Source organism: Acidiferrobacterales bacterium (assembly GCA_028820695.1).
GTDB lineage: Bacteria > Pseudomonadota > Gammaproteobacteria > Arenicellales > JAJDZL01 > JAJDZL01.
The window spans coordinates 39,459-66,375 of record JAPPIB010000041.1 but is presented as its reverse complement, the minus strand read 5'-3'; the positions used below and the strand labels follow the sequence as shown (position 1 = coordinate 66,375).

Annotated in this window: 24 protein-coding genes; 7 read left to right on the top strand and 17 right to left on the bottom strand. The window is 52.0% G+C overall.

The features are described from left to right. Positions 1-76: 76 nt before the first annotated feature. The 6 genes from OXI60_05735 to OXI60_05710 all read right to left on the bottom strand — a co-directional run bounded on the left by OXI60_05735 (position 77) and on the right by OXI60_05710 (position 6,873). Positions 77-1,399, bottom strand: a complete 1,323-nt coding sequence (locus OXI60_05735) for an ATP-binding protein (GenBank protein MDE0309318.1) — start codon at positions 1,397-1,399, stop codon at positions 77-79. Positions 1,400-1,993: 594 nt separating this feature from the next. Next, the gene (locus tag OXI60_05730) at positions 1,994-2,872 is read right to left on the bottom strand and encodes a hypothetical protein (GenBank protein MDE0309317.1); all 879 of its coding nucleotides are present in this window, start codon (positions 2,870-2,872) and stop codon (positions 1,994-1,996) included. Between the two features lie 2 nt (positions 2,873-2,874). After that, the gene (gene mch / locus OXI60_05725; protein ID MDE0309316.1) at positions 2,875-3,855 is read right to left on the bottom strand and encodes a methenyltetrahydromethanopterin cyclohydrolase; all 981 of its coding nucleotides are present in this window, start codon (positions 3,853-3,855) and stop codon (positions 2,875-2,877) included. A gap of 2 nt (positions 3,856-3,857) precedes the next feature. Beyond that, complete coding sequence (locus OXI60_05720; protein MDE0309315.1) at positions 3,858-4,994, bottom strand: ATP-grasp domain-containing protein; 1,137 nt, start codon at positions 4,992-4,994, stop codon at positions 3,858-3,860. Then, complete coding sequence (locus tag OXI60_05715) at positions 4,984-5,880, bottom strand: methylenetetrahydromethanopterin dehydrogenase (GenBank protein ID MDE0309314.1); 897 nt, start codon at positions 5,878-5,880, stop codon at positions 4,984-4,986. Before OXI60_05715 ends, OXI60_05720 begins: the two co-directional genes overlap by 11 nt. A gap of 45 nt (positions 5,881-5,925) precedes the next feature. Further along, positions 5,926-6,873: a hypothetical protein gene (locus OXI60_05710; protein ID MDE0309313.1), complete on the bottom strand. Its 948-nt coding sequence runs from the start codon at positions 6,871-6,873 to the stop codon at positions 5,926-5,928. 315 nt (positions 6,874-7,188) lie between these two features. Between OXI60_05710 and OXI60_05705 the strand changes: the two genes are divergently transcribed. The 5 genes from OXI60_05705 (at position 7,189) to OXI60_05685 (ending at position 13,164) form a co-directional block, all read left to right on the top strand. Then, positions 7,189-8,448 carry a hypothetical protein gene (locus OXI60_05705; protein ID MDE0309312.1) on the top strand — a complete coding sequence of 420 codons (1,260 nt, stop codon included), beginning with the start codon at positions 7,189-7,191 and terminating at the stop codon, positions 8,446-8,448. Then, the gene (locus tag OXI60_05700) at positions 8,442-10,097 is read left to right on the top strand and encodes a formylmethanofuran dehydrogenase subunit A (protein MDE0309311.1); all 1,656 of its coding nucleotides are present in this window, start codon (positions 8,442-8,444) and stop codon (positions 10,095-10,097) included. Before OXI60_05705 ends, OXI60_05700 begins: the two co-directional genes overlap by 7 nt. Then, the gene (gene fhcD, locus OXI60_05695; GenBank protein ID MDE0309310.1) at positions 10,088-10,984 is read left to right on the top strand and encodes a formylmethanofuran--tetrahydromethanopterin N-formyltransferase; all 897 of its coding nucleotides are present in this window, start codon (positions 10,088-10,090) and stop codon (positions 10,982-10,984) included. The genes OXI60_05700 and fhcD overlap by 10 nt, the downstream gene beginning before the upstream one ends. Further along, on the top strand, positions 10,981-11,799 hold the full coding sequence (locus OXI60_05690) for a formylmethanofuran dehydrogenase subunit C (GenBank protein MDE0309309.1): 819 nt from the start codon (positions 10,981-10,983) through the stop codon (positions 11,797-11,799). Before fhcD ends, OXI60_05690 begins: the two co-directional genes overlap by 4 nt. 303 nt (positions 11,800-12,102) lie before the next feature. Continuing rightward, a complete protein-coding gene (locus OXI60_05685; GenBank protein ID MDE0309308.1) occupies positions 12,103-13,164 on the top strand; it encodes a branched-chain amino acid aminotransferase in 1,062 nt (353 codons plus the stop codon). Between the two features lie 47 nt (positions 13,165-13,211). Here OXI60_05685 and OXI60_05680 read toward each other — a convergent pair whose 3' ends face one another. Beyond that, a complete protein-coding gene (locus OXI60_05680) occupies positions 13,212-13,919 on the bottom strand; it encodes an excalibur calcium-binding domain-containing protein (protein ID MDE0309307.1) in 708 nt (235 codons plus the stop codon). 208 nt (positions 13,920-14,127) lie between these two features. Further along, entirely contained in the window at positions 14,128-14,880 is a 753-nt protein-coding gene (locus OXI60_05675; GenBank protein ID MDE0309306.1) for a hypothetical protein, read from the bottom strand. A 322-nt stretch (positions 14,881-15,202) separates the two neighbouring features. Here OXI60_05675 and OXI60_05670 point away from each other — a divergent pair, with 322 nt between their 5' ends. Then, positions 15,203-16,525, top strand: a complete 1,323-nt coding sequence (locus OXI60_05670; GenBank protein ID MDE0309305.1) for a glycosyltransferase family 2 protein — start codon at positions 15,203-15,205, stop codon at positions 16,523-16,525. Positions 16,526-16,561: 36 nt separating this feature from the next. Then, positions 16,562-17,020 (top strand): DciA family protein, encoded by a 459-nt coding sequence (locus OXI60_05665; protein ID MDE0309304.1) that lies wholly within the window; start codon positions 16,562-16,564, stop codon positions 17,018-17,020. Between the two features lie 87 nt (positions 17,021-17,107). Here the strand turns inward: OXI60_05665 and lpxC are convergent, their stop codons facing one another. From lpxC to murD, 9 genes are all read right to left on the bottom strand, one after another. Continuing rightward, positions 17,108-18,022: a UDP-3-O-acyl-N-acetylglucosamine deacetylase gene (gene lpxC / locus OXI60_05660; GenBank protein MDE0309303.1), complete on the bottom strand. Its 915-nt coding sequence runs from the start codon at positions 18,020-18,022 to the stop codon at positions 17,108-17,110. 423 nt (positions 18,023-18,445) lie between these two features. Continuing rightward, on the bottom strand, positions 18,446-19,699 hold the full coding sequence (ftsZ, locus tag OXI60_05655) for a cell division protein FtsZ (protein MDE0309302.1): 1,254 nt from the start codon (positions 19,697-19,699) through the stop codon (positions 18,446-18,448). Positions 19,700-19,844: 145 nt separating this feature from the next. After that, on the bottom strand, positions 19,845-20,156 hold the full coding sequence (locus OXI60_05650; GenBank protein ID MDE0309301.1) for a hypothetical protein: 312 nt from the start codon (positions 20,154-20,156) through the stop codon (positions 19,845-19,847). A gap of 70 nt (positions 20,157-20,226) precedes the next feature. After that, positions 20,227-21,528, bottom strand: coding sequence for a cell division protein FtsA (gene ftsA / locus OXI60_05645; GenBank protein ID MDE0309300.1), 1,302 nt, complete (start codon positions 21,526-21,528; stop codon positions 20,227-20,229). Positions 21,529-21,543: 15 nt separating this feature from the next. Further along, entirely contained in the window at positions 21,544-22,404 is an 861-nt protein-coding gene (locus OXI60_05640) for a cell division protein FtsQ/DivIB (GenBank protein MDE0309299.1), read from the bottom strand. A gap of 13 nt (positions 22,405-22,417) precedes the next feature. Next, positions 22,418-23,332, bottom strand: coding sequence for a UDP-N-acetylmuramate dehydrogenase (gene murB / locus OXI60_05635; protein ID MDE0309298.1), 915 nt, complete (start codon positions 23,330-23,332; stop codon positions 22,418-22,420). A gap of 10 nt (positions 23,333-23,342) precedes the next feature. After that, the gene (gene murG, locus OXI60_05630) at positions 23,343-24,419 is read right to left on the bottom strand and encodes an undecaprenyldiphospho-muramoylpentapeptide beta-N-acetylglucosaminyltransferase (GenBank protein ID MDE0309297.1); all 1,077 of its coding nucleotides are present in this window, start codon (positions 24,417-24,419) and stop codon (positions 23,343-23,345) included. Beyond that, positions 24,416-25,570, bottom strand: coding sequence for a putative lipid II flippase FtsW (gene ftsW / locus OXI60_05625; protein ID MDE0309296.1), 1,155 nt, complete (start codon positions 25,568-25,570; stop codon positions 24,416-24,418). Before ftsW ends, murG begins: the two co-directional genes overlap by 4 nt. Further along, complete coding sequence (gene murD / locus OXI60_05620; GenBank protein ID MDE0309295.1) at positions 25,545-26,906, bottom strand: UDP-N-acetylmuramoyl-L-alanine--D-glutamate ligase; 1,362 nt, start codon at positions 26,904-26,906, stop codon at positions 25,545-25,547. The genes ftsW and murD overlap by 26 nt, the downstream gene beginning before the upstream one ends. Positions 26,907-26,917: the final 11 nt, after the last annotated feature.

Here is a 26,917-nt window from a genome sequence, read left to right as displayed (position 1 = left end):
ATTATACCGGCAGGGCTTTTCTTGTTTTTGACTTGTCTAAAGAGATTTCAGGGCAGTACAGGTTCCGCGCGGGGCCTTATGTCTGCTTCGTCAATTCGAGAAGTTTCGATGCGTAGTACAGCGGGACAGTTTTCAGGCTTTCGTGTTTGGCGCCTCTGGCACCGATTAGTTTGATTGCAAGATTTGGACTGTATCGATTCATGTATGACTCCAGGCTCTTTGCCTGAGTTCTCTTACCACTTTTCACTTCAACGGGAACAATCTCACCATGGTCGTTTCTGATTACGAACTCGATCTGGGCCTGATTCTGCTCCCAGCTGTAAGTCTGACCAAACCCTTGCGCAATCAACTCGTTTTGAACAAAATTCTCAGCGACGAAGCCTTTGAATTCAGTCGACTCCCTTCTATGATCCTCGTAAGACATACCCGCCAGGTGACCGAGCAGTCCAACATCAAAAAGAAACAGCTTGAAAATATTTTCCTTTATTTGGACATTCAAGGGTGGTCTCGGCTTATGTGTGATCGGATAGTTCTTGGAAGCTAACTTTGCCTTGACCAGCCAGTCAATGGGCCCTCTCAACTCTGTATACCGCTTCTTTCCCGCAATGGCCTCCCGAAATCGAAAGCGTTTTACAGAGTCGTCGATGCTTTTCCCCAATTGCACAGGAATATTGCGCAATACAGACTCGATGTGCTGTGCATTCACCGCACCGGAATATTTGCCGAAATCCCGCGTATAGCTGTCGATCAAGTTGCGATGCATGTCGTCCACTTTCTGCACACGCTCCAGGAGATGGCAATCGGATGACCGCCATTGGTTGATCGTTCCGGGCATACCTCCCACATAGTAGTAATCAATCAAAGCTGACCAGAGCTGTCTATGTGATTCACTGGTGTCGAGCCTGTCAGTGTATGCTTCGACAACATGACTGGATGCGGTGGCTTTCAGGAACTCCGCGAAAGTCAGGGGGTACAATTCCATTGTCTCGACCTTGCCAACCGGAAACGATTTCAACAAACCGATGTTGGAGCCCGTGGCGACCACATAAGCATGCGGCATCTCCTCGGAAAAATACTTGAGTGAATGCAGCGCACTGCTGCAGGACCCAACTTCGTCGAATACGATCAGATCTTCATCTGGGTTGACCGATTCACCAAACCTAAGGCTGATATTGGTCATTACAGACTTCGGACTCAGACCATCATCAAATATGCTTTCCAGGGCGGGGTCACGTTCAAAGTCCAGGTAGTGCAAGCATCTGAATTTGCCGGACTCATAGAAAATATTCTTGAGTAGAAATGTCTTTCCTGTCTGACGGGCACCGTTCAGGACAATGGGCTGGCGTACCTCCCTTTGTCTCCATTCGATCAGTTCCGCCAGCAACGTACGTTCAAGCATGTCTTTTAGATTCACTGAATGCAGCAGGTGCGGTGGATTGGTGTTATTGGCAATTGCCAATACGTCCGGCAATTCATTTGGTGATCTGAATAGCGAGCTAAGCCGTCACAGTCGGAAGCAAGATACAATGCGTAGCAGACCACATTTCTTCATTTTCATGGATTGGCATATTTTACATTAATAATATAAGAATATGTAACATGTTCACATTATTACATATGTATAAATGTTGTTTAATGTCATAACTTGGTGTGTTTTAATGTGTTTTTGCTTGGCTGATCTTTAGCGTGCGCCGTGTGTGTGATTTCATCCAAATCATCCGCGAAGTGATCGGGTATGGCGAGTTTCCGGATCATTTGCTTGGGGTAATTGACTTATTGGATTTGGCGAGAAGTTGCCGGTGTATCTGTCGGGGATGCCGCACCAATGGTACGATGTCATTGAGATTCAGCGTGTTGAGGCGCACAATACGGGTATGCTATATCTGACGTTCCATTCGGCCGAGATGTGGAGTTTGAGGAATATTCCGACATGCCCATCGCCCGGGTGGCGAATTTTGTCCTGAGTCCGCTCGCAGTGACTTCAGTCTGAGGATCAAGAGGTTCCTGTGACAAGTCTGGCGAACGCTCGCGCAATGTCAGTATCGGAGACTTCCTGTAAACCTTGCCAGGCTGGAACACCGTTGATCTCGATCACCTGCCAACCAGCCCCGCGAGTGTGGATTACATCAACACCCGCATAGTCCGCCTCAACGGCGGCAGCAGCCTGCACGGCCAGTTGCAAAGCTTCATCCGGCAATTTGGCCGGCAGACATTGCGCTCCCCTCGCTCGATTTGTCACCCAGCTGTCAGATCGACGCTCCATCGCGCAGATCGCGTCATTACCGACAACCATGATGCGCCAATCCCGCCAGTAACTATCGTCACTCGGCACAAACTCCTGCAGGTAGTAAACCCCGTTGACAGCCTGCTCATCAGGAAGATCCGATTCTGCCTGGATGAGTTCAAGCCCGCGGCCACGAGAACCGAAAAGCGGTTTGAGAACCAATTTGCGCTTCAATCTGATCGAGCTTCGTATCAGCTCCAATGCATATTCCCTACTCTCGCAGGTCCACGCCGGCACCGTCGCGACGGAATTTCGAATCAACAGATGACTCGTCATCGACTTGTCAACCGTCCGTTCAATCACCTTGGCCGAATTGACCACCCGGACTGACATCTGCGCCAGTGCATGGAGAAATCCCAAGCGCAGTGTGACCTGCTCGAAACTACCCGCTGCAATCCCCCTGACAAATGCCGCCGATGGCAACTCGTCCGGGAACCCTGGAATGCGAACACCACCGAACTGCCCCGAAGGTGAGAATACGCAGTCGGCTAGCGACACAACGGCCGGCTCTGCGCCGATGCTGCGCAAAGCGGCGATCAATTTTCTTTCATGCCAGCCATTCGCGTTCGAGAAGATGACGACTCGCACACTCACTCTCCCGACCGAAATGATTGTTCCAGCAAGTCACGATTGATTCTCCCCGAGTAAAACCACTCATCTGTTGCAATATTGTGAATTGAAACCTGAGCTGGGCTGAACAGCATCGGGTCAATCTGATAAAAATCATAATTGCAGTTCCTGAATGTCTCCGAAAACGGAATTCCGTAGTCAGATGAATTGCAACTCGGCAGATTCCTGGCAAGAAGTTCTGCGCTCGCTGAGTCACAACTGACTTGAAGTGTAACTTCGCCGCCATACAGAATGCTGTCATTGGTCCGACCCATCGCAGACAGGAAATCAGCACATGGCGGAGCCACAATTGCGGTTCCCTCTCCTCTCACAATGGAATTGATGTCAAATTGAATTTCGTGAGCCTTGTGCATCGCAACCTCAACGACCCTTGCCGCAATCTGCGTCACACCCGCGCGACTGCCGGTCGGTGTCAATATGAGCGTCAGGTTTTCCGGACGAATTGAGCATTCGTTCGCAATCTGTTCAATCATCCCATCCGGCGGGAAGTCCGATGTCTCGATTACGATGCAAGCTTGGTCGAACTGATCACGATAACCGATATGCTCGTAAAGGGACTCAACTGCGGCAAGCGCCCGTGCCGGACCCGATCCCAATGCCCGGAATTCAGGATCCGGATATTCAAGGCTCCATCCGGCATACTGACTTCCCAAGCAGGCGAGAACCGGTGAGTCAGTCTGCACACGAATATCCGGGCAGTCGTTCAGTACAGTTCGCGGCAGGGAAAACGAAACGTCACCCAGGCCAGCCATCGATACTTCCGCAATCCGTCGACCTGCCTCGAAGCTGCCGGGACTGTTGATTCCGGCATCCACAACAGTCGCCCCGTCTGATCGTTTGTCGACCGCAAGTCCAAGTGACCGCGCGTCCTGAACAAGAGCCTGCACCAAAGGAGCAGCCAATTCGTTCACACTCGGCCAATCTTTACGCGAACCGGTCATTGTCAGTGTTTCTCAACCCAGTCGCTGGCAATTTCAATCATTTCGCGATACCTTTCCATCACCTTTCGTCTTGCAGCCTCTGCAGACGAGCATTGCGCATTGACCGTACAAAGCGGCTCGTACTTCGATACGCTCACATCGTGTCGATTCCGATCAGTTACCCAATTCGGCCACTTCCAGTGTGCAGGGATACGAATATGGTCCAATGCATAAACAATGCAGTGTGCGCGAAAAATCCCGTCAAGCGATATTGATCGCAGTTGCGTGTGTTTCGCATCAAACGCGTTCCAGTGCGCCGCAATGAACGAATCGTTGCCTTCGTGAAGCTCAAAGGTAAAGCCAGGACGCGGATTGACTTCCAGAAGTTGCCACCTGTGGCCATCAATCACCATATCAAAGGACAACAGACCCCGCAGTCTGAAATAGGTTATGACAGTGCCAATATGCTGTTGTATCGAATTCAAGGTTTGTTTCGATATCGCCTGTCGGCTGTCAATTGAAACCGCTCCACCATAAGTGAACGGCCGGTCTTTATCAGCATCGCTAAACCACTGCTCTGAAAATCCGACAATCTTACTTTCGCACTCACTGGCGAGTACAGTTGCCGTTATTGTCTTTCCCGGCACGCGCTGTTGAAAGTAATGCCCGGCCGCTGGGACTTGGTCCACGTAGTTTTCGATGTGCGTACCTCCGCTGCCACCGGTCATTTTGAGCAACCAGAACTTCCGGTCAATCGGCGGACTGAATTCGGTCGCTGGATGAGGAATACCGAGCCTCGTGAGTGCGGCAAAGAATGTCTGCGGGTTGCAAATCCTCATGACCGTATCCGCCGGGTTCCCTAACAGCCTTCGATTCTGTGAGATCCGATCAAGGATGTCCGGCGTATGCTCCAGCCCTCCACCGTAAATGATCGGGAGACATCCGTTGTCAGGGTCACACCTTTCAATGGCTTCGACCAATGACCTGGAGTCAAGACCGATTCCATCCCAAGCTATGGTGCGGGATTGGATCGAGATCGCATCGGTATCCAGGTCAGCGAAACAATCTATCGAAAAAACACCGATTCCCGCCTTCACTGCCGACTGCGCCAATGCCCTGACAGACAAACCAATGATGACACACCGACGGTCATCCAACATGCTTTACGGCTTCATCAAACGCTTCCGGCAAATCAATCACCACTGAGTCCTGTGAGGTCAGCATGCGTTCGAACAGTTGGTTTTGCACCTTGTATTTCAATCCACCGATACCCAGTGCACCCATCGCTGCGAATGACCCCCGAGCGGTCTCAACACGATTGCCATTGTCGGAAGCGCCGACACCTTCAATTCCTGACGGTGGCACAGCATTGACGTCAACGGCAACCAACAGGCGTTCGGCTTGATCCAGCATCGATTTGTCCAGAACCTGAACGCCCGCCTTCGCAGTACAGATGATCACCTCAGCGTCGGACACTGCCTGAATTCGTTGGGAATCGTCAATGGCTGACTCGGATGGAATCTCCATATCGTAACGTGAAGCAAAGTTTCTGACACTATCCGACCGGGCATTTGCTGTCAATCTTGCCAGAGTTGCCTTCGCTCCGAGATTCAAGGCCAAAATGGCAGAGCACAGACCAACAGGCCCGCCACCGAAAATCTTTACTGTTCGCGCATCCAGTCCCTTGCCGTCCTCTTGTCGGAGATGTTCCTCAATCAGCGCAATCAGCGCACCCGAAGTGGTAAATGCGCCATTGGGGTCGGCGAATACAGACAACTCAAAAGGTGGCACGGTAGAACTTCTGACGACTTCCAGCATGTCTGCCACCACATTCACGTCGTGACCTCCGATGAACAATCCAGTCGAAGCGGCGTTCTTGGGTGGCCTGGAAAAAATCGCATCCTGAACCAGGTCAGATATGTCATCGATCGTCACTTCTGTATGTGGAATGATGATCTCATAGCCAGCATCGGCTGCCATATTCGCATCAAATGCACTGACATTCCGACCCGGTGTGATCATGTGCAGTATTTTCGGTCTTGCCATGACTCTCTCGTCAGCTACGGTCTATTGTCACTGAATTTCAGGACTTCACTCAACCTGAATCTGCGCGCCTTCGTTGCGACCCTTGCAGATTTCGAGTCGAACGCCGAAACTTTTTCGAGTCTCCAGCAACTCAGTTTGCAATTCCAACGCACTTGACTCAGTATCCAATATAACAAATCCGGTCGGACCCCAGGAGCTCTGACCAACCCCGACTCCCCCAAGTTTCTCAGCTATCGACAGCACGTCGGCCACGCCCGGACTAAGATATCTGCCACCTTGAATCGGGCTGAAAAAATCTCCGACATGTCTTTGGATTGTCGTGATGCCATCACCGAAGTCGGTGACATCCCCGCGTTCCAGTGCAGGCAGTACCTGATCAAGCAGGATTCGCTGCAACCGTTCGGTCAGCGAATCTGAAAATCCGCCCAGTTTGCAAAAAGCATCCGTTTCGATATCACCGTGAGTTCCCTGATAATCGTCATCAAAGATCAGCAGGATGCGCCAATTCGCCGGAAACTCCAATCTATGGGCTATCGTACGCACCTCATCTTTCGTCGAAGCATGCGTATCAACAAGAAATCCCCCTTGCAAGAACGCCGCCGTTCCAATCCCGGAACGCTCGCCGCGTCGTAGCAGATGGGACAATCGGGCAATTGGAATTGAGATGTCATTGAGGCGCATAATACTGACTCCGACCGCTAACGCCAGCTGAGTCCCCGAGCCCAGTCCGATGTGCGCAGGAATAGTACTGGCAACCTCGAAGTGAAGTGGCTGCTCCAGTTCGAATGCGGTAATGAGTCTATCGATACATCGCCGGACCTCACCCTGCATGGAGCCCGATACGTTCCACCGTAACGATTTTTGTGCCCTGACAGTCATCGAAGGACGTTGAATTGCGACCCCCAGTGCCCCCAATTCAGGTGCCGAGCTGCTATTCAGTCCGACAAATCCCAAGTGCAGGCGGGCCGGTGCGATTACGGTAACCCGCTGCATATCAGGTGTTTGCCCTGACACAGTCAAGTGATCGGGAGTTTGTCATCGAAAACCTCAAGAAAATACTTCCATGTCCATGAACTTTTTCGTCCGTACGGAAATTCATACTTATAACAGATTGATAATATGAGATAATTGATACTGTCGGAATCCAGTTCCGTCGGTCAGTTCGGCCTGTGTGGCTTTGGAGTGATTCTGTATGTCTGCTTTGACTCAAGTTCGACGGTATCGATTGCATTTTCCAGTTGTGGGTATGTGACGCACATTCATCTGCGGCCGGACAGTCTTATTGTAAATAGTATTCGTCATTTCAAGATGTCTTCCACCGCTTCGAATGTCCGAGACGATGCGATCTGTCCATTTTGCGCACTGCTGTGTGATGACATCGTTGCCCGGTCCGACTCCACCGGTCACCCATTCGACGCGAGGGGTTGCGGTATCGCAAACTCCAGATATTCCGGCATCGTCACACCGATGGACGAAAAATGTCATATATTCGGAAATCCGGCCACTCACCCCGAAGCAATTCGAACCGCTGCCGAATTGGTTTCCAAGTCAGAAGCGATGGTGATTACAGGGATGTACACCGATGTTGCCGGCAGTCGAGCTGCTCTGAAACTTGCGGAACGCAAGTCCGCGGTCATCATGAGCGCCGACGGCAGCGCCGCCCACTCGCAAGCGTCTCGTATCCAACGTTCCGGAGGCTACCTTACGACCCTATCCGAAATCCGTAACCGTGCCGACTTGATTGTCATGTTCGGCCACGGACCGATTGCAGACTGTCCGCGGATTCCGAATATGCTTCGACCTCCGCATCGAGACGACCATCCCTGTGCTCGATCGACGTCGCTTGTGATGATCGGCACTGGAAACGGGGAGACGCCAGAGGGTTCAATATCGTTCGAATGCACCCCCGAACGATTTGGAATGCTGGCTGATGCGGTCAGTCTTGGAGTACAAGGCAAAAGGCACAACCACCGTCTTGGTTTTATCTCGAATGAACAGATCGATCGCTTGACAGACATGATAACCGACGCCGAGTACCCGGTCGTGATCTGGGCCGAATCGGACTTTGATTTTCCTCTTGGCGACCTCGCGCTGGACTCCATCAATCAATTGATTCAGTCGGTGAACGTCAATGGACGCTGTTCCGGACTGGTCGTTTCCAGATCGGCTTGCGAGCCCACAGTCAATCAGGTAGCGACCTGGCAATTTGGCAAACCTCTCCCGTTGAGCTTCCGTACCGGCCGGCCCGACTATTTTCCGGCGTATCATTCATTTCGATCTCTTGAAAAAAGACATGATGTCGATCTTATTGTGTGGGTTGGCGGACTCGAAGTCCAACCGCAAATTCCCGAATCGAAGGCAGATGCAATCGTGATCTCTCATTCGCGACCAACCCGCTCCCAACTGTTCATCCCGATCGGCATACCAGGCGTTCACCACGACGGACACCTTTTCCGGACCGATCAGGTTGTCGCGATGCATATCCAGCGCACTGTTTGCTCAGTGCTTCCATCTGCCGAGGCAATCCTGACATCGATTCTGGCCAAACTGGACTCCCCGCAATGCTGACCCGAATCAAAGGCGGAACAGTCTACGATCCGATCAATGGTGTTGATGGTGTCGTGCAAGACCTTTACATTGACGATGAACGTATCGTGGACAGGCCTCCGGGCGACACAAGGATCGACGAGACCATCGACGCCAGTGGCCTTTTCATCATGTCAGGCGGTATCGACATCCATACGCACATCGGCGGTGGCAAGGTCAACATCGCACGCATGATGATGACCGAAGATTGTGATGCCCATCAAGTGACAAATGACGGCTTCCTCAGGTCCGGATCAGGCGGTGTCGTACCGTCCACCTTCATTACCGGGTACGAATATGCCAAACTGGGTTACACCATGTGCTTTGAACCGGCAATCGTTCCCTCGAACGCCCGACAGGCGCACATGGAAATGGCCGATACCCCCCTGCTCGATACCGGAGGTTACCTGGTCTTGGGAAACGACGAGTATTTCCTCAGGTTGTTGGCAAAAGGTGCCGACGCCGCAATAATCCGCGACTACATCGCGTTCATGGTGGATTCAACTCAATGCATCGGAGTCAAAGTGGTCAATCCAGGAGGAATCAGTGCATTCAAGTTCAACCAACGGGCACTTGATGTGGACGAACCGCATAAACACTATGGCGTGACACCGGGCGAAATTGTCAGATCACTTTCGGAAGCGCTGCATGACATCAACCTTCAGCATCCGCTTCACGTACACGCCAGCAATCTGGGCGTTCCGGGAAATTTCGCCTCAACAATCAGTACTGTCAAGGCAGCGGACGGATTGCCGCTGCACCTCGCACATGTACAGTTCCACAGTTACGGTACGGAAGGCAAGCAGGGATTTTCGTCTGCAGCAACATCGATCGCAGAACTTGTACGGCAAAACCCGCAGATTTCGGTTGACGTCGGGCATGTGATGTTTGGCCAGACCGTCACCGTTTCTGCTGATACCATGCATCAGTTTGCAAACCGAGATCATGCGTATCCGGGGAAGTCCGCATTCATGGACATTGAATGCGAGGCAGGCTGCGGTGTGGTACCGTTTCGCTACCGCTCAAGGAGTTATGCCAATGCCCTGCAATGGACAGTCGGTCTGGAACTGTTCCTTGCGATTGACAATCCCTGGCAGGTATTTCTGACGACAGATCATCCCAACGGTGCGTCATTTACAACCTATCCACACCTGATTCGGCTGTTGATGGACAAGGATTATCGCGATCATGCACTTTCCAATATCAATCAGGCCGCCGCTCGGATGAGCTGCGTCGCTGAGATCGCACGTGAATACTCCCTTTATGAGATCGCGATCATAACCCGTGCAGGACCAGCACGTTCGCTTGGACTGAAAGACCGGGGACATCTGGGGCCGGGCGCGAACGCGGACATCGTACTGTATCGTCACAACGACAATTGGGAAAACGTATTTGCGAGACCCGCCAGGGTGATCAAAGACGGAAAGACTGTCGTGCACGATGGGGAGATCAGGCAGGTTATCGCCGGTCGCTCACATCGAGCGCATCCCGAATACGATCAGAACATCCGCCGCGAACTGGAACGGTATTTTGAACACAATGGCAGCATGCAGTTGTCGAATTTCGTCATCAGCGATGACGAAATGGCAAACGCCATCGGCTCAGAGGTAGTGCAGCATACATGGAACTGAATGGCGTGACCATCAAGGATACCTTTGCCGAGGCTTTCTCCATCAAAGCCGCCCGTCTGATTGTTACCGCGCGGAATGAAAAATGGGTCATGCATGCTGCCAACGCAGCAACCGGCTTCGCGACTTCAGTCGTAGCATGCAAGCTTGAAGCAGGAATCGAAAGAAGTCTGACCGCTTGTGAGACGCCAGACGGGCGGCCGGGTGTTTCGCTGTTGTTCTTTGCCGTCTCCGGCGGCGAACTCGAAAATCAGCTTCGGGACAGGATTGGGCAGTGCATCCTTACGACTCCGACGAGTGCTGTATTCTCCGGTATTGACGAGGGCGAAACCATCGCAATCGGAAAGGCGATCCGTTACTTCGGTGATGGGTATCAGATTTCCAAGAAGCTCGGTAACCGCCGTTACTGGCGGATACCGGTGATGGACGGAGAGTTTGTCTGCGAGGATACGACTCACCGGGTTGAAGCGGTGGCAGGCGGCAATTTTCTGATTGTTGCCGCGAACATTGATTGCGCGATGTCTGCCGCACAAAGTGCAGTTGCGGCGATTGCTCAACTTCCTGACGTGATCACACCTTTCCCAGGCGGCGTTGTCCGGTCTGGTTCCAAAGTGGGTTCCAAGTACACGTTCATGACTGCGTCAACAAATGACGCCTACTGCCCAACTCTGCGAGGACTTGTCGAGTCCGAACTGCCGGCTGGGGCACAGGCAGTTTTGGAAATCGTGATTGACGGTCTGACGTATGAAGCGGTTGCCGATGCCATGCGACAGGGAATCACCGCAGCCTGCAAGAGCAATCGCCACCAAGGTGTCATTGAAATCACGTGTTCGAATTTCGGCGGCAAATTAGGCAAACACCATTTTTATCTGAGCGAATTGCTGTCGTGAAGCCACTTGAGTTTACACCGATAACTGAAGTGACAAGGCCCATAGACCTGACCCAGCTCAGGCCGGATAAGCTCATTGGAATGAGAATCCGCGAGATTGAACGGATCAAGATCAATAAAGGACGTGATGCGGTATTGGTCGGTGACCTGTTCGCAGTGTCTGGCAACAATCCAAATCATATCGTGTTCGATGCCGCCTGCTCGACTTTCGAACGAATTGGAAGTGGGATGCAACATGGATCCATTGATATTGTCGGGAATGCTGGAGCTCTGACAGGTTTTCACATGTCAGGCGGCGCCATCACGATCACAGGCGATGCGGGGGATTTTTGCGCAAACTCGATGCGGGGCGGACTGATACGGGTCGGAGGAAGTTGCGGAGACTACCTGGCGTCCGGGTTGCCAGGCAGCAAATTCTCAATGAATGAAGGTTGTGTGATTGTCAAAGGAAACGCCGGCGAGCGGTTGGGTGATCGCATGCGACGGGGACTGATCATTGTTCAGGGGAGTGCGGGTGGCGGTGCATGCTCCTCAATGATTGCCGGAACTGTCATGTTGTTCGGGAGTGTGGGCGATGAACTGGGCGTTCATATGAAGCGAGGATCAATCCTATGCGCTGAAAGTCTGGATTTGCCCAGCGACAGATTTGTCGGACAGCCCTTCGCAGGTGACGGATACCTGACTATTTTCCAAAAATATCTGACTGAGATTGGAGAGCCAATGGATCTGTACGAAAAACTTGGCGAACCTCATGTTCGGTTTGTCGGTGACCTCAGCCATGGCGGAATGGGTGAGATCATTCGATGCGGGGCCTGATCACTCATCCCCATCTCACATGCCCGCATTGTCACGGCCACGCACCAAGTTCAGGAAGATCTGGTGAACATTGCGGCGGATACCATCTGCAGGGCATGACACGATTGCGCAAGAGGCCCGGATGTGGGTTGGGTATCAGGTGGTCACAGACAATTTGGCAGTCCCGGATATGACGTAATGCTAAAATTGCTCGAAATCCGAATCCCGCGGGCTTGCCGGTTGAACCATCTGAGTCAACACCATCTCGTCCGCAATTGATCTCAATCACATCCGCGATCTGCAGGAAAAACCCTCTTTCAATTGATGGAAATTCACAGAACTACACAGAGCCGAATCAACGAAGTTGATTTCGCAAAAATTACGTTCGGCTCTCTTTTCAGCGACCATATGTTCGCGATGGAGTATGTGGACGGCAAGTGGCGCAACCATCGCATAGAGCCTTTCGGGCCGATTGAAGTCAATCCGGTTTCGGCCTCCCTGCACTATGGACAGGCCATTTTCGAGGGAATGAAGGCTTACCGGGGCGTAGATGGAGAAATTCGAATCTTCAGACCCGAGATGAATTACCGCCGCTTGAGCGCATCGTGCGAACGTATGTGCATGCCTTTGGTTGATCAGGACACTTTCATCAATTCCATCAAGGAACTCATCCGCGTGGACCATCGATGGGTACCACCCGGTGAGAAACAGGCACTGTATATCCGTCCGATCATGTTTGCGGATGAACCACAGCTGGATGTAAGGCCCGCAGACCGATATCGTTATCTTGTCATTCTTTCTCCCGTTGGCGGATATTTCGGGTCAGACTTCCCGGCCGTGTCGCTCAAGGCCGAGGAGAAATACACGCGCGCAATTCAGGGTGGAACCGGTTTTGCGAAGGCAGGCGGCAATTACGCAGCTACTTTTCTTGCCTCAAGGGAAGGGCGCGAGAAAGGGTATGCACAGATCCTATGGCTTGATGGCGTCGATCACAAATACATCGAAGAGGTCGGCCAAATGAATATCTGCTTCCTGTTGAATGACAGATTGGTAACCCCGGAACTGCGCGGCACGATTCTACCTGGCGTGACGCGAGACAGCGTGTTGCGCATCGTCAGCGACATGGGCATCGAATGCGACGAGAGACTCGTTGAAATCGATGAGATCATTGAGGGAGTGCAACTCAATACACTTCAAGAAGCATTCGGGTGCGGAACAGCCGCAGTCATCACCGCAGTTGGCAGTATCGGCTATCGAGAATCACTCCATGTAATCAATGACGGACAATCCGGTGAATTGAGTCGCCATCTTTATCACACAATTGTCGGCATACAGCGTGGAGAAATCGAAGATCGTTACGGTTGGACTCAACTGATAGAGGTCTGATTGCAATCATGCCGGGCAGGCTCCAGGGTCAATGACGACGCATACCCCTATTCGCATACAACACCGTCGCCATCGCCGTCACGCATAAATCGATATGCCGGATGGTCACTTGTCACCGGTGCAATTCCGTGCCTTGTGGCCTCTTTGCAGGTAATCCTTCCGTTTGAATTGTCGTCCCATTGCGCCAGCGCGTCACCGACATCGACAGTTCCACCAGTGGTGTTCGACGATCGTGTCGGGGATACGATGGAGCGACATGCACGTACTGTCATCTCGGTCGATTCGCAATTGGAAAGAATTTTCTCCAGTGCGACAGCCTCTCTCTTGTCAACCGTCAATTTGTATTTTCGCTTGACTGCCACAACGGTTGCGGCAAACCAGCACTGATTCAGTTCCGGAATCCAGTCGGCTGCGTCCTTGGCGACCTTTTGCGACCGATTGACTTGTGGGCTCGCCAGAGTCAGATTCAGCAAATCCCTGGCGAACCGCGACTTCGTCTCCTTGGTGGCGGAACACATCCCGCTGTCATGGGCTTCGGAACGGGCAACAATGTGCTCAATGTCTGTCTGTCGACGGTTGGAAAAGCAGTTTCCGGTATAGGGACTGTAGATCTTCCCAATAGAATTGATGATTTCAGGTTCAACAGATTGTGGGTAGTGATAATCCCTTGAATTGTAAGGAGAGCATCTATACTCCGGCGCAACGGCCAATCCACGCCAGGTTTCAGCCTTGACGTCCACAACTGAAACTTGCATCAACATGCCTGAGACAATGCACGAGATGAACAAGAGTCGATTCTTGCTCAGGAGCTTGTCGAAGTATGTTCTTCGGACTGGATTCACTGCTTTTGTCGAAAACCGATGTTGATCAACCACTGTCCGATTCATAGTCACCAGGGATTCCATTCGCTCAGAGTCGTCCATTGGCACAGGTGTCACAGGCCGGGTTCAGGACTGGCTTTGCCTAGTCGATCCAGTGCTCAGCCGCCCAGCGAGCTGGTCGACATACTCTTCGAGGGGACAGTTCGTAATTCCCCATGATTGCGTGAGACTGCTTCAGGGGACCGTTAAAGACCATGACTCGGGAACCCTGTGGAAGGACCGGCGGAAACACGAAACTCAATGGATAGACGGGGCGACGATGCTTGAAACTTCTAACCCATTCATCTGGCCACCACACCATGTAATCTTTCAGCACATGCGACAGCCATCGCTGTTCCAGCCTGAATTGCTGAGGATAACTGACATCCTTGTTCATCATATCGACGACAAATTGCATGGAGTCTGCTTCAAATCTGAATACAGATGAATTTCCACCGAACTGTCGGCCCTTGATCTTGTGCTTCAGTACCTGATGGGGCGGCAACCACTCCTTGCAAATGCAGAATTCACCTGGCCTATGGTCAAAAAAGCAGTCAATCGAATCCACGATAATGACATCGAGATCAAAAAACAGGCATGAGCCCTCAAGATCGCCAATACCGCTTTGGAACAGTTGCTGTTTCTTACCATTTGCGAAACTCGAAAGTGCCCGGGGATCAATGACGTCCGGAATTGGATACGTCTCGATTTCCGGCCGCAGGTTTTCCGAATCATCAGTAAAGCAGACGAAACGGAAGTCTCCCGTCAAGTTACGTCGGACTGCGCTGTACAACCGATTGACGTAATGGGGACCGTATAGATTTCCCCACTTGATCGTTATCACATTTCTGGACATGGTATCGTTCGGCGGTTTAGGAGTCTTGAATCCGCGCTCGTCACCTGGACTGCCCGTTTGAACAGGTCACAGCCAAAAGTGAAATCTTGCGCAATGGCAGGATCGGTTTCAACACTCACCTAGGGAAGAAAATTGCGGCTCAGATTCGCGTAAATTCAAACTGATATATTATATTGTTGGTTCAACAAGGGTGCTGAACTGCAGCTGGCTTGCAAATGTCCGAAAATGTCTGCTGGATTCGGTCTGAATCAAAACGCTCGGCAAAATTCTCAAGCAGCATCCACAGTCGACTTCAGAATGGATACATTGTTCTGATATTCCCATGAAATCAATTCCACACAAGTCCGCATCCGTTGAAGTCTACGCGGTGTCCAGCATCCGCGTTCCTGCAAATCTGAACATAACCCGGAAACTGCATCCCCGCAACGCCAATCTTTCGAAGGAGGAACTGCAGCACAAGTCCTTTGACCGCCTTACAGTCTTCTACGATGTGTTCTATCACCATTCAGAAAACAAATTTATCGGAATCGGTCCCCGACTCCTGAATCTGAAAAAAAGTCTCATGCCCATGCAGGTTCGGTGCAACGAAATGAAACTGCCGCATCGGCTGACAGAAATGAAAACCATTTGCATTCTCGAAGTGCAAGCGCCGGACAAGGTTGAGGACGGCTTGACGCTGAACTTTGAGTTTCCCGTATTCAGTGTCAGCCTGGCGATAGATACCTCGCGCAGTGTGAATGCACGGGTGTGCAGCCCAACCAACAGGCTTACGATTTCAACTATCCAAAAGAACAATCATATTGAATGGATCGAAGACTGGATCAGGTGGCACAGGAATCTTCACAACGTACAGCGAGTCATACTTTATGACAACGGAAGTTCGGACCGCCAAACCATCCTGCGAAGACTGAAAGACTTGGACATCGACGTGAACATCGTTTTCGTTGAATGGCCATTCGAATATGGTCAGTCACCGGATAAGTTCGCGCAACGCGGAGCCATGAATCACTGCAGATTGAGGTTTTCGATCGAGGGCGGTTACTGTATCAACACGGACCTGGATGAATATCTGGTCAACAAGTCCGGACAAAACCTGCTTGAACATCTTGACTCGACTTTCAAGGATGAACGAATCAGTTCGATTCGAACGAGGGAGAGCTGGATTCCAAGACAACATCCCAGATCAGGCAGTATTCCTGAGCCTGCCAGAGTCTGGCATCAATCGTTCAGACGGCCTGATCAGGGAATCCAACCATTCGGCAAGACCAAGTACATCTATAAGTTCAACCGGGTCAAGTACAACTCCGTGCACGTTGCAATCCCGAATTTCCCGAAGACTGGGGAAATCCGATTGTCGTGGAAGGATCATCTGATCTATGCAATCTCCAACAGTCGGTTCCTGACTGCGAAAATAGTGGGACTGAATCAAAGACCGAAAACGATATTCGGAATTCACTACGCTGTCCCTTCAAAACTTTTTTACCATCACCTCAGGGGACTTAGGAGAAAACCGACAAAAGCGGACACCGATGGCATCGAGCGTTATGATCCCGACCTGCACCAGGCGGAGCCGGAAATCAATGAATTGAGCCGCATAGCCGGATTGATTCCGCGAAACGAAACCGATGCGGAATCTGAATGCTGACAGGCAACTTTATCCACATTTAGCGAATCGTTCCAAATGGACAAACCCAACTACAAGATTCTATCCAGCTTTCTTGAGGAAAGCGATGTCCTCAGGAAGTCTCCGGACTTCAAGAATTCGGATATTTACAGAACTTGGAAGTCAGCCGCAGGGGCATCGATTTACGACAACACAGACTCGCTGACGATCGAAGACGACGTTCTTTATGTATCGGTAAACTCTTCAACCTGGGCACATGAACTGATCAATCAGCAAAACAGTATCCTGCAGACTCTACAGGAAAACGGATTCAGGAACCTGACTGAAATGAGCGTTCGAATCCGGGTGCAGAAATCTCCCGGCACGCCGCTACGAAAGAAAAAGAAACAACAGTCCCGTACCATTACACCGCGCATGCGGGATTTATTTCAACGACTGGCCGCGCAGTCGAAAAATAAAGAGGCAAGGGAAGTGTTCCTGCGACTCAGCAAACTTCCAAAACGACCCGACGACTAGTTCCCAGGAGGCCTGCGTATGTAAGCGCTGTCGGATGACTGGCATGCAGGAACCTGTCACGGAAGTGACTTATGATCGATTCGCGAGTCAGGCGGTTCCCAAAGCAGGTCGCATCAGAGTGGCCGGAACCTCTTCAAAGTCGTCAGATTCGACCAATTCCCAGGCAGACTCGTTTGCTTGCAACTCCTGCAATAGAAGATTGTTCAGATAATGGCCGGACTTATGCGCAGAGAACGCCCCGATAACGGAGTGACCGAGGAGATAGATATCCCCGACCGCATCCAACGCCTTATGTCGAACACATTCGTCTTTGTATCGCAACTGATCCTCATTGAGCACATGAAAGTCATTCATCACGATCGCGTTATGGTAGCTCGCACCCTGAGCCAGGCCAGCTTCGTGCAGGGTTTCCAGATCAGACATGAAACCAAAGGTACGGGCTCTGGACAGACTGTTTTTGTATGATGTGGCCGCAAAATCTATTTTGACAGTCTGGCTGGAGTTCTTCATGACCGGCTGCTCAAAATCAATCGTGAATGAGATCTTGAATCCGCTGTGCGGCTCGAACCTGGCCCACATGTCCTTTTCCCGGACCTCGACCTTTTTCTTTACCCGGATAAACTTCTTGGCTGCGTTCTGATTCTCCAGACCCGCTGACTCCATCAGGAATACAAACGGGTGTGCACTGCCATCCATAATCGGAACCTCACCGGCTGTGACATCGACATAAACGTTGTCAACTCCCAGCCCTGCAAATGCTGACATCAGATGTTCTACCGTCGACACCGATGCACCGTCCTTTTGGATGGTGGTCGACATATTGGTATTTGAGACATTTTCGACGCGAGCCGGAATTTCAATCGCGCTGTCCAGGTCGACCCTTCTGAAAATCACACCGGTATTTACAGGAGCTGGATTGAGAGTCAGACAGACTTTCACGCCTGTATGCAATCCGACGCCGGTTCCAGTAATTACGTTCGTTAGCGTTCTTTGTTTAACCATTCGTCAATCTATACCAAGAAAAAACATCAGCTACAGAGAATCGTTCAACAAATAATTGTCGTAATTTTTTTGGAATGTTGTTGATTCCAATAACTTTGGAGGATATGGCAATAATATACAACCTTTCGCAAAAAATTTCTAAAGAAAATATATTCTGAACATATTTGTTGGATCATCCCGTCAATAGAATTCAGAAAAGCCGTTCAGATTGAGAAAGCTGGCACTCTATCCGATATCGACCGAGCGTCCGCTTTCATCACAAGTCCCGTAGAATCCATAGTTCCGAACAGTGCGCCAATCAAGACATTCCGACCCTGAACGCGCTGATACACCCAAGTATACTCATCATTGCAAACAAGTTGCCTGAAGTCAGTTTCCCAGGTCAGCAAAATCGTTCAGGTGCGGGTCGTCAAATTCCGAAAATCAGCTTTCCGACATGTGTCCATTGCTGTTTTCGTACACTGGCTGCACCACTGAACTGAATCTGGTTCGCAACACAGCCGGTTCTTCCCGTCTTTCCACTGGGGAAATGAGATCGTCGATTTCCGTTCCGACAAATGTGGACGGAAAACCATTGAACTGCGACTCATACTCATGACCGGACTCGGCTTCAGTTTCGACTTCAGCTGGTTCGTGCTCTGCAAATGCTTGCGGTTCTTCGGCTGTTTCGGTTTCTTCAGCCTTCGCTCCCAGTCCAGTCGCAATAATTGTCACCTTCAATTCATCACCGACCTCATCATCGTATTGCTGGCCCATTATGATCTCAGCATCGTCCGACGCGACTTCGTTGATTGCCTGACCGATATCCGAAAATTCCTGTGGTGTCATGTCTGTATTTGAAATGACATTCACCAGAATTCCTTTCGCTTCAGCAACGTCGGTGTCGTCAAGCAGCGGATTGTTGATCGCATCCAGCACGGCGTTCGTCGCTCGGTTTTCACCGGTCGCGGCCCCTTTACACATGACAGCCTGACCTGCTTTGGACATGACTGTTCGAACATCGGCAAAATCGACATTGATAAACCCGGTCTGAGTAACCATGTCAGCAATTCCCTTGACGGCGTTCATCAACACATCATTGGCCTCGCTATAGGCATTTCTCATTGTAGATGTGTTTGACAGAAGTTTTTCGTTCGGGATTGTGATCAGCGAGTCGACTGCAGACTTAAGCTTCTCCACGCCGATGTTCGCACACTTCATCCTTTTGGCACCTTCAAAAACAAACGGTGTCGTGACAACCGCAACAACAACCATATTCGGCGCTGCTTCCTTGATCGCAGATGCGATGACCGGCGCGGCTCCGGTACCGGTACCACCACCGAGTCCGGCAGTTACGAAAACCATATCCGCGTCCTTGAGATGCTCGACCAGGACGTCCTTATCCTCCAATGCTGCCTCGCGTCCAACTTCCGGATCGGACCCGGCACCCAAACCCTTGGTGAGTTCCTGTCCAATCTGGATACGTTGTGGACATTTCATTCTCGCCAGCACTTGCGAATCCGTATTGGCGACGAGAAACTCAACTCCTTCTATGGACTCATTAATCATATATTCGACTGCATTGTTTCCGCCACCACCGACTCCAATAACCTTGATTATCGCATTCAGGTTGTAAGCATCATCCTGCTGGGGGAAAAACCGCTTTTCGAACAAACTAGGTGTAGTTGAATTAAGCATAAATTATTTACTCCGCTATTTATAGATTTCTAATAGTCGCTTCAAAACCGACTGTTCCGACAACTTCGTACCGTACCGACTCACTGAGACCTTTCTGTCACTCTCATTCACTGCATTTCCTGAATTCGATAACCTTCACTTCAGATCACCTTGATTGACGACGATTTCGATAAATCTTCATTCGCTGTCTCAATGGCAGATCGCGGGATTCCTCGTGACCCTGGGTTCGTCTTTTGGAGTTTGCCGGCACTCTTCCGCGCAAATACCGCGTCCGGGAACGATTCCGGACATCCGATCGTTTCGAATCCCACTCATCGGCTTGTCCGGCCCCGTCTTCGACCGGCTCACTTCCATGACCTTGCTCAGAGCACGCACCGACCCTCTCCATCTCTTCTTGACGCGGATCGATGTTGCCAACTCCTCGCGCGACAATTTTGTCAGGCAGCTCATTTGTCATTGATCTGCATTCTCCCGTCTATCCACTGCAAAGTGTTGAATAACAACGTCAACAATCAGGACTAAAGAATTCACCCCTTCAATCGCCCATCCGTCGGCTGCACCGCAATCCATTCAGGTTCCGGGCGCGTGTACAACTTTCGAGCGTATTCCAGCAGCTTATTGACCGCGCTCGAGTGCAAGTCGGTGGAATCATCAGCAGTCAAGCCAAAAACATCCCGATTGGCGCAACCGAACTGGCAAAGACCCAAACCCGTTGCAAACATCGGATGATTCACAACCTCGCATAGAGGTCCTGCATAGCGCGGGAGTCCGAGCCGAGTCGGCAGATTGAGAATTCTTTCCGCCAGCGGAACCACCTCTTCGAGCCGCGAACCGCCTCCGGTCAGCACCATGCCTGATCGGAGCATGCTGATGTTGTTGGTCTGGTTCAGATCGTTGAGCACCAAGTGAAACAACTCCTCCATGCGAGATTCAATCACTTCCGCAAGATATTTCTGTCGAACCGAACGCACAGGTTGATCGCCGATGCCAGGCAACTCAATCAAATTCTCACCGTCGACTGTGCTCGCTATGGCACTGCCGTACCGGTGTTTGATTTTCTTGGCTGACGATGTTGGCGTATGCATGGTGACCGCAATGTCGTTTGTGATCTGCGATCCAGCCATGGAAAACGTCACCGAATACTGCAACGCACCTTCACAGTAGACTGCCAGATCCATCGTTCCGTCGCCGATGTCAAGCATCCCCACGCCCAGTTCCTTCTCGTCGTCGGTCAGTACCGACTCACCTGACGCAATGTGATCCAAGATGACATGAACAACCTCAAGGTCACAGAGCTTGATGCACTTGAGAATATTCTGCACTGCGCTGATATTTCCGGTTATGACATGTACATTCGCCTCCAGCCGGACACCGCATAAGCCGACCGGATCTCGAATCCCATCCTGATCATCAATACTGAAGTTCTGAGGCAGAACATGGAGAATCTTCTCGTCGCTGGAAATTCGTACTGCCTGTGCCGCTTCTATGACACGCGACAAATCATCCTGACTCACCTCGCCTCCTTTGATCGCAACCACACCGCTTGAGTTGTAACTGCGAATATGAGCTCCGGTTATGCCGGCGAACACCCCCACAATCTCGCAGTCTGCCATCGTCTCGGCCTCAGCGATCGCCTGCTTGATGGACCGGACCATGAGGTCGATGTTCGACACCATGCCTCTATCCATTCCAAGCGCAGGCTGCTCGGCTACTCCGATCACCTCAATATCTCCGACAGGAGAAACCTCGCATACAACGACGGCGATTTTCGACGTGCCGACGTCCAGCCCCACTATGAATTGATTCTCTGACTTTCTACTGTTCCCCATTTGCTTGTCGCTCCGTTAAGAATTTTTCAATTTGATGACCCCATCCAATCGGGGCTCTTCATCGATCCAGCGCACCGCCACTCCGTCGGGATAGCGCATATCCACCACTGAAATCTGCTCAGCAACATCGTGAAGTAATTCGGAATACAATCGGCCAAACCGCTCGACTCTGGCTGCCGGGTCAATCTGTCCAAGTATGACCTTGATCCTGTTTGCACCTGCAACCAAATCGCCCGCCGGTGCCGGTTCGGACTCGGCGGCCTGCAGCTCGACATCCCAGCTTCCTCTTGCCGATCTTGAGAGCTCGGTCACTTCCAATCCGTAGTTGCGAAAAATCTTCTCGAATTTCCGATACGCATTCAGCACCTCCTTCCCGGACCCATTTTCGCCGCGCAAAACAGGAAGACTCTCGTCAGCATGGTTTAGCAAAGTCACCGCGACGCCTGTCTGATCCAGCCATCTGTCGGAATTCCAGCGGGCGCTGATGACTCTTTCGCTTACTCGTACATCAAGTGTGTCCGGCCACCTTCGACTGATGGATGCATTTTCCACCCAGGGTAACGCCTGTGCCGCGGCAACGGTCTTCGATACATCCACTTGCAGAATGTTGCTGGAGGAGATCACTTGCGCAATCGCATTCTGTATCTGACTGGGATGCGTGTTGACCAACTTTCCCTCAACATTGATGTGTTTCAATGGAAACCGCTGGGGATGCAGGAGATAGTCCACACCCAACCCGAAAATAGCGCCCGCCGACATGACAACTGCCAGAATCGATACAACAATGACTCCCCCGCCGCGCGAGGATTCACTGCCGGCCGCACTGTTCTTGCGGACCAGCTGCACGAAATTTTGATACCGTTGATTCCTGTTCATTTTCGCCACCCTCTTACGATGTTGTCCTTCCAATAATTCTGACCTCAGGCTCTAGTCGAACCCCATGGACCCGTTCGACCTCTTCGACAGCATGATCAATCAGATTCTCAATATCACTCGCTGTCGCCTCGCCTTTGTTTTCGATAAAATTCGCGTGCACCGCGGATATGCCGGCCTGACCGATCTGAAAATTTTTCAGCCCGGCGGTCTCGATCAGCCGTGCCGCATAGTCGCCGGGCGGATTTCGGAACACGGACCCTGCATTCGCAGTCTGAATCGGCTGGGTCTGCGATCGCGTCTTCAAAAGCCGCCTGATGTTCTCCTTGCCCAGGTTGCCGTCACACAGCGTAAGGCGGAACTGTGCGCCGGTAAACCATTCATCACTGTCCTTGCCGACATACCGATAGCCCCAGTCAAATTCATCGCGATCCTTCGTTTTTTGCTCACCGCTGCGGTTGATCGTATCGACATGACCGACAATGTCCCAGGTTTCCGCACCGAAGCAACCCGCGTTCATTGCCAGCGCCCCGCCGACAGTACCCGGTATACCGACCATGAATTCAGCATCGCAAAGCGAATTTCCCACCGAATACTTCGCAAGTTTCGCCCCCGGCACACCCGCTTCGGCATACACCTGCGTCTCACCTGCCTTGTGCAATGTGCTCAACCCTTTCAGCGTCGAAATCATAACTCCCGGAAACCCGCCATCTCGAACCAGCATATTGCTGCCCAGGCCGCACCAGGCGATGTCAGCATCATCCGGCACCCGACTCAGGAACTCTCCCAGGTCATCCTTGCCTTTCGGTGTGTAGAACATGCTCGCACAACCGCCGGCTCGCCAGCTGGTATGCCGACTCATCGGCTCATCCTGTCGCAATTGTCCTTTCAATCCATGCATGGGTATATCCAGAAAATTTGATGCCTTCATGGGTGCCGACTCATGATTGCATGACGTCAATACAGTTCGTCGCGACCAATTCAGTCGAGTCCGTTCTCGCCATCTGCCGGATTCGTTGCGACATCTTTCGGATCAGCACGCGGTCGCCCAGAATCGTCCTCAGATGCCCGACCAGACACGGGATGAACTGGTCACCTTCCATGCAGACCAAGGCGCAGTCCCTGTCTTTAAAAATCTCGGCATTGATGCGTTGATGATCTTTTGCCGCATAAGGGAAAGGCACGAGTACCGCAGCCAGTCCGACCACCGATATCTCTGCCAGCGACATGGCGCCGGCACGGGCGACAATGACGTCAGCCCACCGGTAGGCTTCAGACATATCGTCGATGTATTCGGTGACCTCAGCGTCCACTGCGTGGATACGATAACGTCGTACCGTATCGTCTCCGCGTCCAGCCCCCGATTGATGTCTTATCTTCGGCATCAGATCTGCCGGAAGTTCCGCAACTGCCTGCGGAAGCCCCTCATTCAGACTCTGCGCACCCTGACTGCCACCGACGACGAGAAGATTCAGTGGGCGATGCGCCTCAAGATCGGACAGATCGCGGCTGACTCCTGTCGCGATGATGCTCCCGCGGACCGGTACGCCGACCCAGATGGGTCTGCCTGCAATTGCTGTATCCTCGAAACCGGTCAGAATACGGGTTGCGAGGAACGCAAGCGCCCGATTGGTCAACCCGGGAATGAAATTAGATTCATGAATGACCAAAGGACGGCGAAGCAGCCAGCCAGCCAGACCGCCGGGACCGCAGACATAGCCTCCCATCCCCAAGAGCGCATCCGGCCTTCGGCGCAAGATAATGCTGACACACTGCAGGATCGCAACCGATAGCCACAGCGGCATCGTCAACCAGCGTGTGACCCCCTTCCCCCACACGCCTTGGGTCCTGACCGAGTCAAATTCGAATCCCTGATCGCGTGCAAGACGGGATTCAAGGCCATCGCGAACACCCATCCAGAAGACCTTCACACCGCGATCCCGCAAGGCTGTACCAACAGCCAATGCCGGATAGATGTGCCCACCGGTGCCGCCAGCCATGATTATCACAGTATTCATTGTTCCGACACTCTCCGCGCCCGACGCTCCACCGAGAAGATCATTCCAATTGCAGCTGAGTAGGCAATAAGACTTGTCCCGCCCTCACTCATGAACGGCAAGGTAAGCCCCTTTGTTGGCAGGACTCCCATGTTCACACCCATGTTGATCATCGCAGATACCGCGATCAGGATTGCGATTCCCTGACACATCACCATCGCAAAATGGTCTCCGGTCGCGCCTGCCAGCCAGCCGATGCGGAAAATTCTCCAAGTCAGTACCACAAACAGCGAGATCACGGCAAATATGCCTATGAACCCAAGTTCCTCGGCGATGATCGCCAGCAGGAAATCTGATCCCGCATAGGGCAGATAAAACAGTTTCTGCACGCTGTTTCCAAGCCCCACACCAAAAATCTCACCCCTTCCGAAGGCGATCAGGGACTGAGTCAGCTGAAAGCCTGTATCGAACGGGTCCTCGAACGGATCCATGAACGACAGCAGCCGCGTCAGCCGATAGGGCTCCAGCACCACAAGAACCGCTATGGCAAGTACTCCAGCACCTGCAATCATTGCCATATGGGAAAGTCGCATTCCATTGAGATACAGCAGGCACATCAAGGCTGCTCCGAGAACAACCGTACTGCCGAAGTCGGGCTCCAGCAAAAGCAGTATTGAAAAAACCGAGAACACGCCAAGAATCGGGAGAATGCCCACAATGGTGGCGTTCAGCTGATTGCGCCGTGAAGAAATATAGTCGGCGGTAAACACGATGAACGCAAGCTCGGCGATCTCTGATGGCTGGAAGTTGAAGTTTGCCACCCTGATCCAGCGATTGCTGCCGTTCACCTCAACTCCAAGCGACGGCACGAAAACCAAGGCCAGCAACCCGATTCCACCCAGCAGCAGAAGCGGAGCTGTTTTTTGCCAGAAGCGGACCGGGATCAGCGATGCAACCAGCATTGCGGTCAGCGCAAAAAGCAGGTTGACCAGATTCTTCCTCATGTACAAGAATGAGTCACCCGCTTCAAACGCCTGTGCGATTGTCGCCGAATAGGCGGTGACAATGCCCACGGCAACCAGAAGCAGGTAGACAATCAGCAGCGTCGGATCGAAGAACAGCACGCTGCGAGCGGTTGCCCTGTCTTTAGATTGTGTCAGTGTTGTTACCATCAAAATGAGTCTGCAGAGCCTTGCTGAAAGTTTCACCGCGCTGTTGGTAGTCCGAAAACATATCGTGACTGACACAACCCGGAGAAAACACCACACAGTCGCCCTCACTCGCGATCTGTTCAGCCGCGACGATCGCATCATCGATGCTTTCGACCAGTTCCTTGTTCTTGACGCTATCGAACGACTGGTTGAGTTTCCAGCCGTCGCAGCCAAAGAGCACACAACCTGTCAGTTTTCCGTTGACCTTTCTGGCCACCTTGGCGAAGTCATCGCCCTGGCTCAGACCACCCGCAATCAGCACTACATTCCCTTTGGAATGCTCGATTGCAGCGATCGTGGAATCGACATTCGTCGATCTGGCATCATTCACCCAGCGGATACCATTCCTGCGACCCTCATCCTCGCAGCTGTACGGCAGCGCCTTGAAATTCTTGATTGCGTTTCGCGCCACCGATGGGGCGTAGCCGATCGTTTCGGCGAGCGCACACGCCGCCACAATGTTGAGTTCATTGTGACTTCCCTGCAACGCGCAATGATTGGTCCTGATCAGTTTTTCCGTGCCTTTTACGACCCAGCGCGACTTTCCTTCAGTCAGGATACCGTAGTCTGATTCACTCTTCGGACCGCTGCGGCCGAACTCAATGCGCGCCCCCTTGAGGTCCGCACTGGAGAACGCCGGATCATCACGGTTCACAATCCGCAAATCGGCATTGCGGGCGACCCGCTTCACAGTATCGATAGACGTCACCGCACCGTTATCCGCCGAATGGTTGAGAATCGTGATGATGTCAGGACTGATTGAATGGACCTGGGCCAGCTGTTGGGCAGACAGTTCCATTACGTAGACATCCGGTTGATCCGCATCCAGCAGGTCCAGGAACGGATAGCCGTATTTTGCGTCGATACAGGTTGCGCGTCCCTGACGGTTGGCAATCGCATCCACCAATGCCAGCACCGTACTCTTTCCATTGCTTCCGACTATTGCCACAACAGGCTTTGTCGAGCGTTCGAAGAAAAGTTCCAGGCTGGTAACGGTGCGACATCCATATTCGCTGGCGATTTGAGCAACTTGTGAATACTGTCCCGTCATCACGCGGGTGGTGACGACCATGTTCGCATTCATGAAGGCGTACGGATCCACTTCCGAATGGATCATGATGCCGGGCAATTCCGACTCGGCCAGTCGTTCCAGCTGCGGATGTGGCTTCACGTCAAGCATCTCCACGTCCCAGCCTTCATCAATCAGATAGGCTGCGCAGGAGATGCTGTTCTTCCCCAATCCAACGACAACAGCACTTGGTACCGAATTACCTATAGTATTTTGCGTTGCTTGCATGACCATACCTC

What these genes read in the sequence shown, in the direction of transcription:
- OXI60_05665 (MDE0309304.1), top strand. Translation starts at nt 16,562, where the DNA reads ATGGACAAACCCAACTACAAGATTCTATCCAGCTTTCTTGAGGAAAGC.
- OXI60_05705 (MDE0309312.1), top strand. Translation starts at nt 7,189, where the DNA reads ATGTCTTCCACCGCTTCGAATGTCCGAGACGATGCGATCTGTCCATTT.
- OXI60_05685 (MDE0309308.1), top strand. Translation starts at nt 12,103, where the DNA reads ATGGAAATTCACAGAACTACACAGAGCCGAATCAACGAAGTTGATTTC.
- murB (MDE0309298.1), bottom strand. Translation starts at nt 23,332, where the DNA reads ATGAAGGCATCAAATTTTCTGGATATACCCATGCATGGATTGAAAGGA.
- OXI60_05710 (MDE0309313.1), bottom strand. Translation starts at nt 6,873, where the DNA reads ATGCAGCGGGTTACCGTAATCGCACCGGCCCGCCTGCACTTGGGATTT.
- fhcD (MDE0309310.1), top strand. Translation starts at nt 10,088, where the DNA reads ATGGAACTGAATGGCGTGACCATCAAGGATACCTTTGCCGAGGCTTTC.
- OXI60_05720 (MDE0309315.1), bottom strand. Translation starts at nt 4,994, where the DNA reads ATGTTGGATGACCGTCGGTGTGTCATCATTGGTTTGTCTGTCAGGGCA.
- OXI60_05675 (MDE0309306.1), bottom strand. Translation starts at nt 14,880, where the DNA reads ATGTCCAGAAATGTGATAACGATCAAGTGGGGAAATCTATACGGTCCC.
- ftsW (MDE0309296.1), bottom strand. Translation starts at nt 25,570, where the DNA reads ATGGTAACAACACTGACACAATCTAAAGACAGGGCAACCGCTCGCAGC.
- OXI60_05735 (MDE0309318.1), bottom strand. Translation starts at nt 1,399, where the DNA reads ATGCTTGAACGTACGTTGCTGGCGGAACTGATCGAATGGAGACAAAGG.
- murD (MDE0309295.1), bottom strand. Translation starts at nt 26,906, where the DNA reads ATGCAAGCAACGCAAAATACTATAGGTAATTCGGTACCAAGTGCTGTT.
- OXI60_05640 (MDE0309299.1), bottom strand. Translation starts at nt 22,404, where the DNA reads ATGAACAGGAATCAACGGTATCAAAATTTCGTGCAGCTGGTCCGCAAG.
- OXI60_05700 (MDE0309311.1), top strand. Translation starts at nt 8,442, where the DNA reads ATGCTGACCCGAATCAAAGGCGGAACAGTCTACGATCCGATCAATGGT.
- murG (MDE0309297.1), bottom strand. Translation starts at nt 24,419, where the DNA reads ATGAATACTGTGATAATCATGGCTGGCGGCACCGGTGGGCACATCTAT.
- OXI60_05670 (MDE0309305.1), top strand. Translation starts at nt 15,203, where the DNA reads ATGAAATCAATTCCACACAAGTCCGCATCCGTTGAAGTCTACGCGGTG.
- OXI60_05650 (MDE0309301.1), bottom strand. Translation starts at nt 20,156, where the DNA reads ATGACAAATGAGCTGCCTGACAAAATTGTCGCGCGAGGAGTTGGCAAC.
- OXI60_05680 (MDE0309307.1), bottom strand. Translation starts at nt 13,919, where the DNA reads ATGCAAGTTTCAGTTGTGGACGTCAAGGCTGAAACCTGGCGTGGATTG.
- OXI60_05715 (MDE0309314.1), bottom strand. Translation starts at nt 5,880, where the DNA reads ATGGCAAGACCGAAAATACTGCACATGATCACACCGGGTCGGAATGTC.
- lpxC (MDE0309303.1), bottom strand. Translation starts at nt 18,022, where the DNA reads ATGGTTAAACAAAGAACGCTAACGAACGTAATTACTGGAACCGGCGTC.
- ftsZ (MDE0309302.1), bottom strand. Translation starts at nt 19,699, where the DNA reads ATGCTTAATTCAACTACACCTAGTTTGTTCGAAAAGCGGTTTTTCCCC.
- ftsA (MDE0309300.1), bottom strand. Translation starts at nt 21,528, where the DNA reads ATGGGGAACAGTAGAAAGTCAGAGAATCAATTCATAGTGGGGCTGGAC.
- mch (MDE0309316.1), bottom strand. Translation starts at nt 3,855, where the DNA reads ATGACCGGTTCGCGTAAAGATTGGCCGAGTGTGAACGAATTGGCTGCT.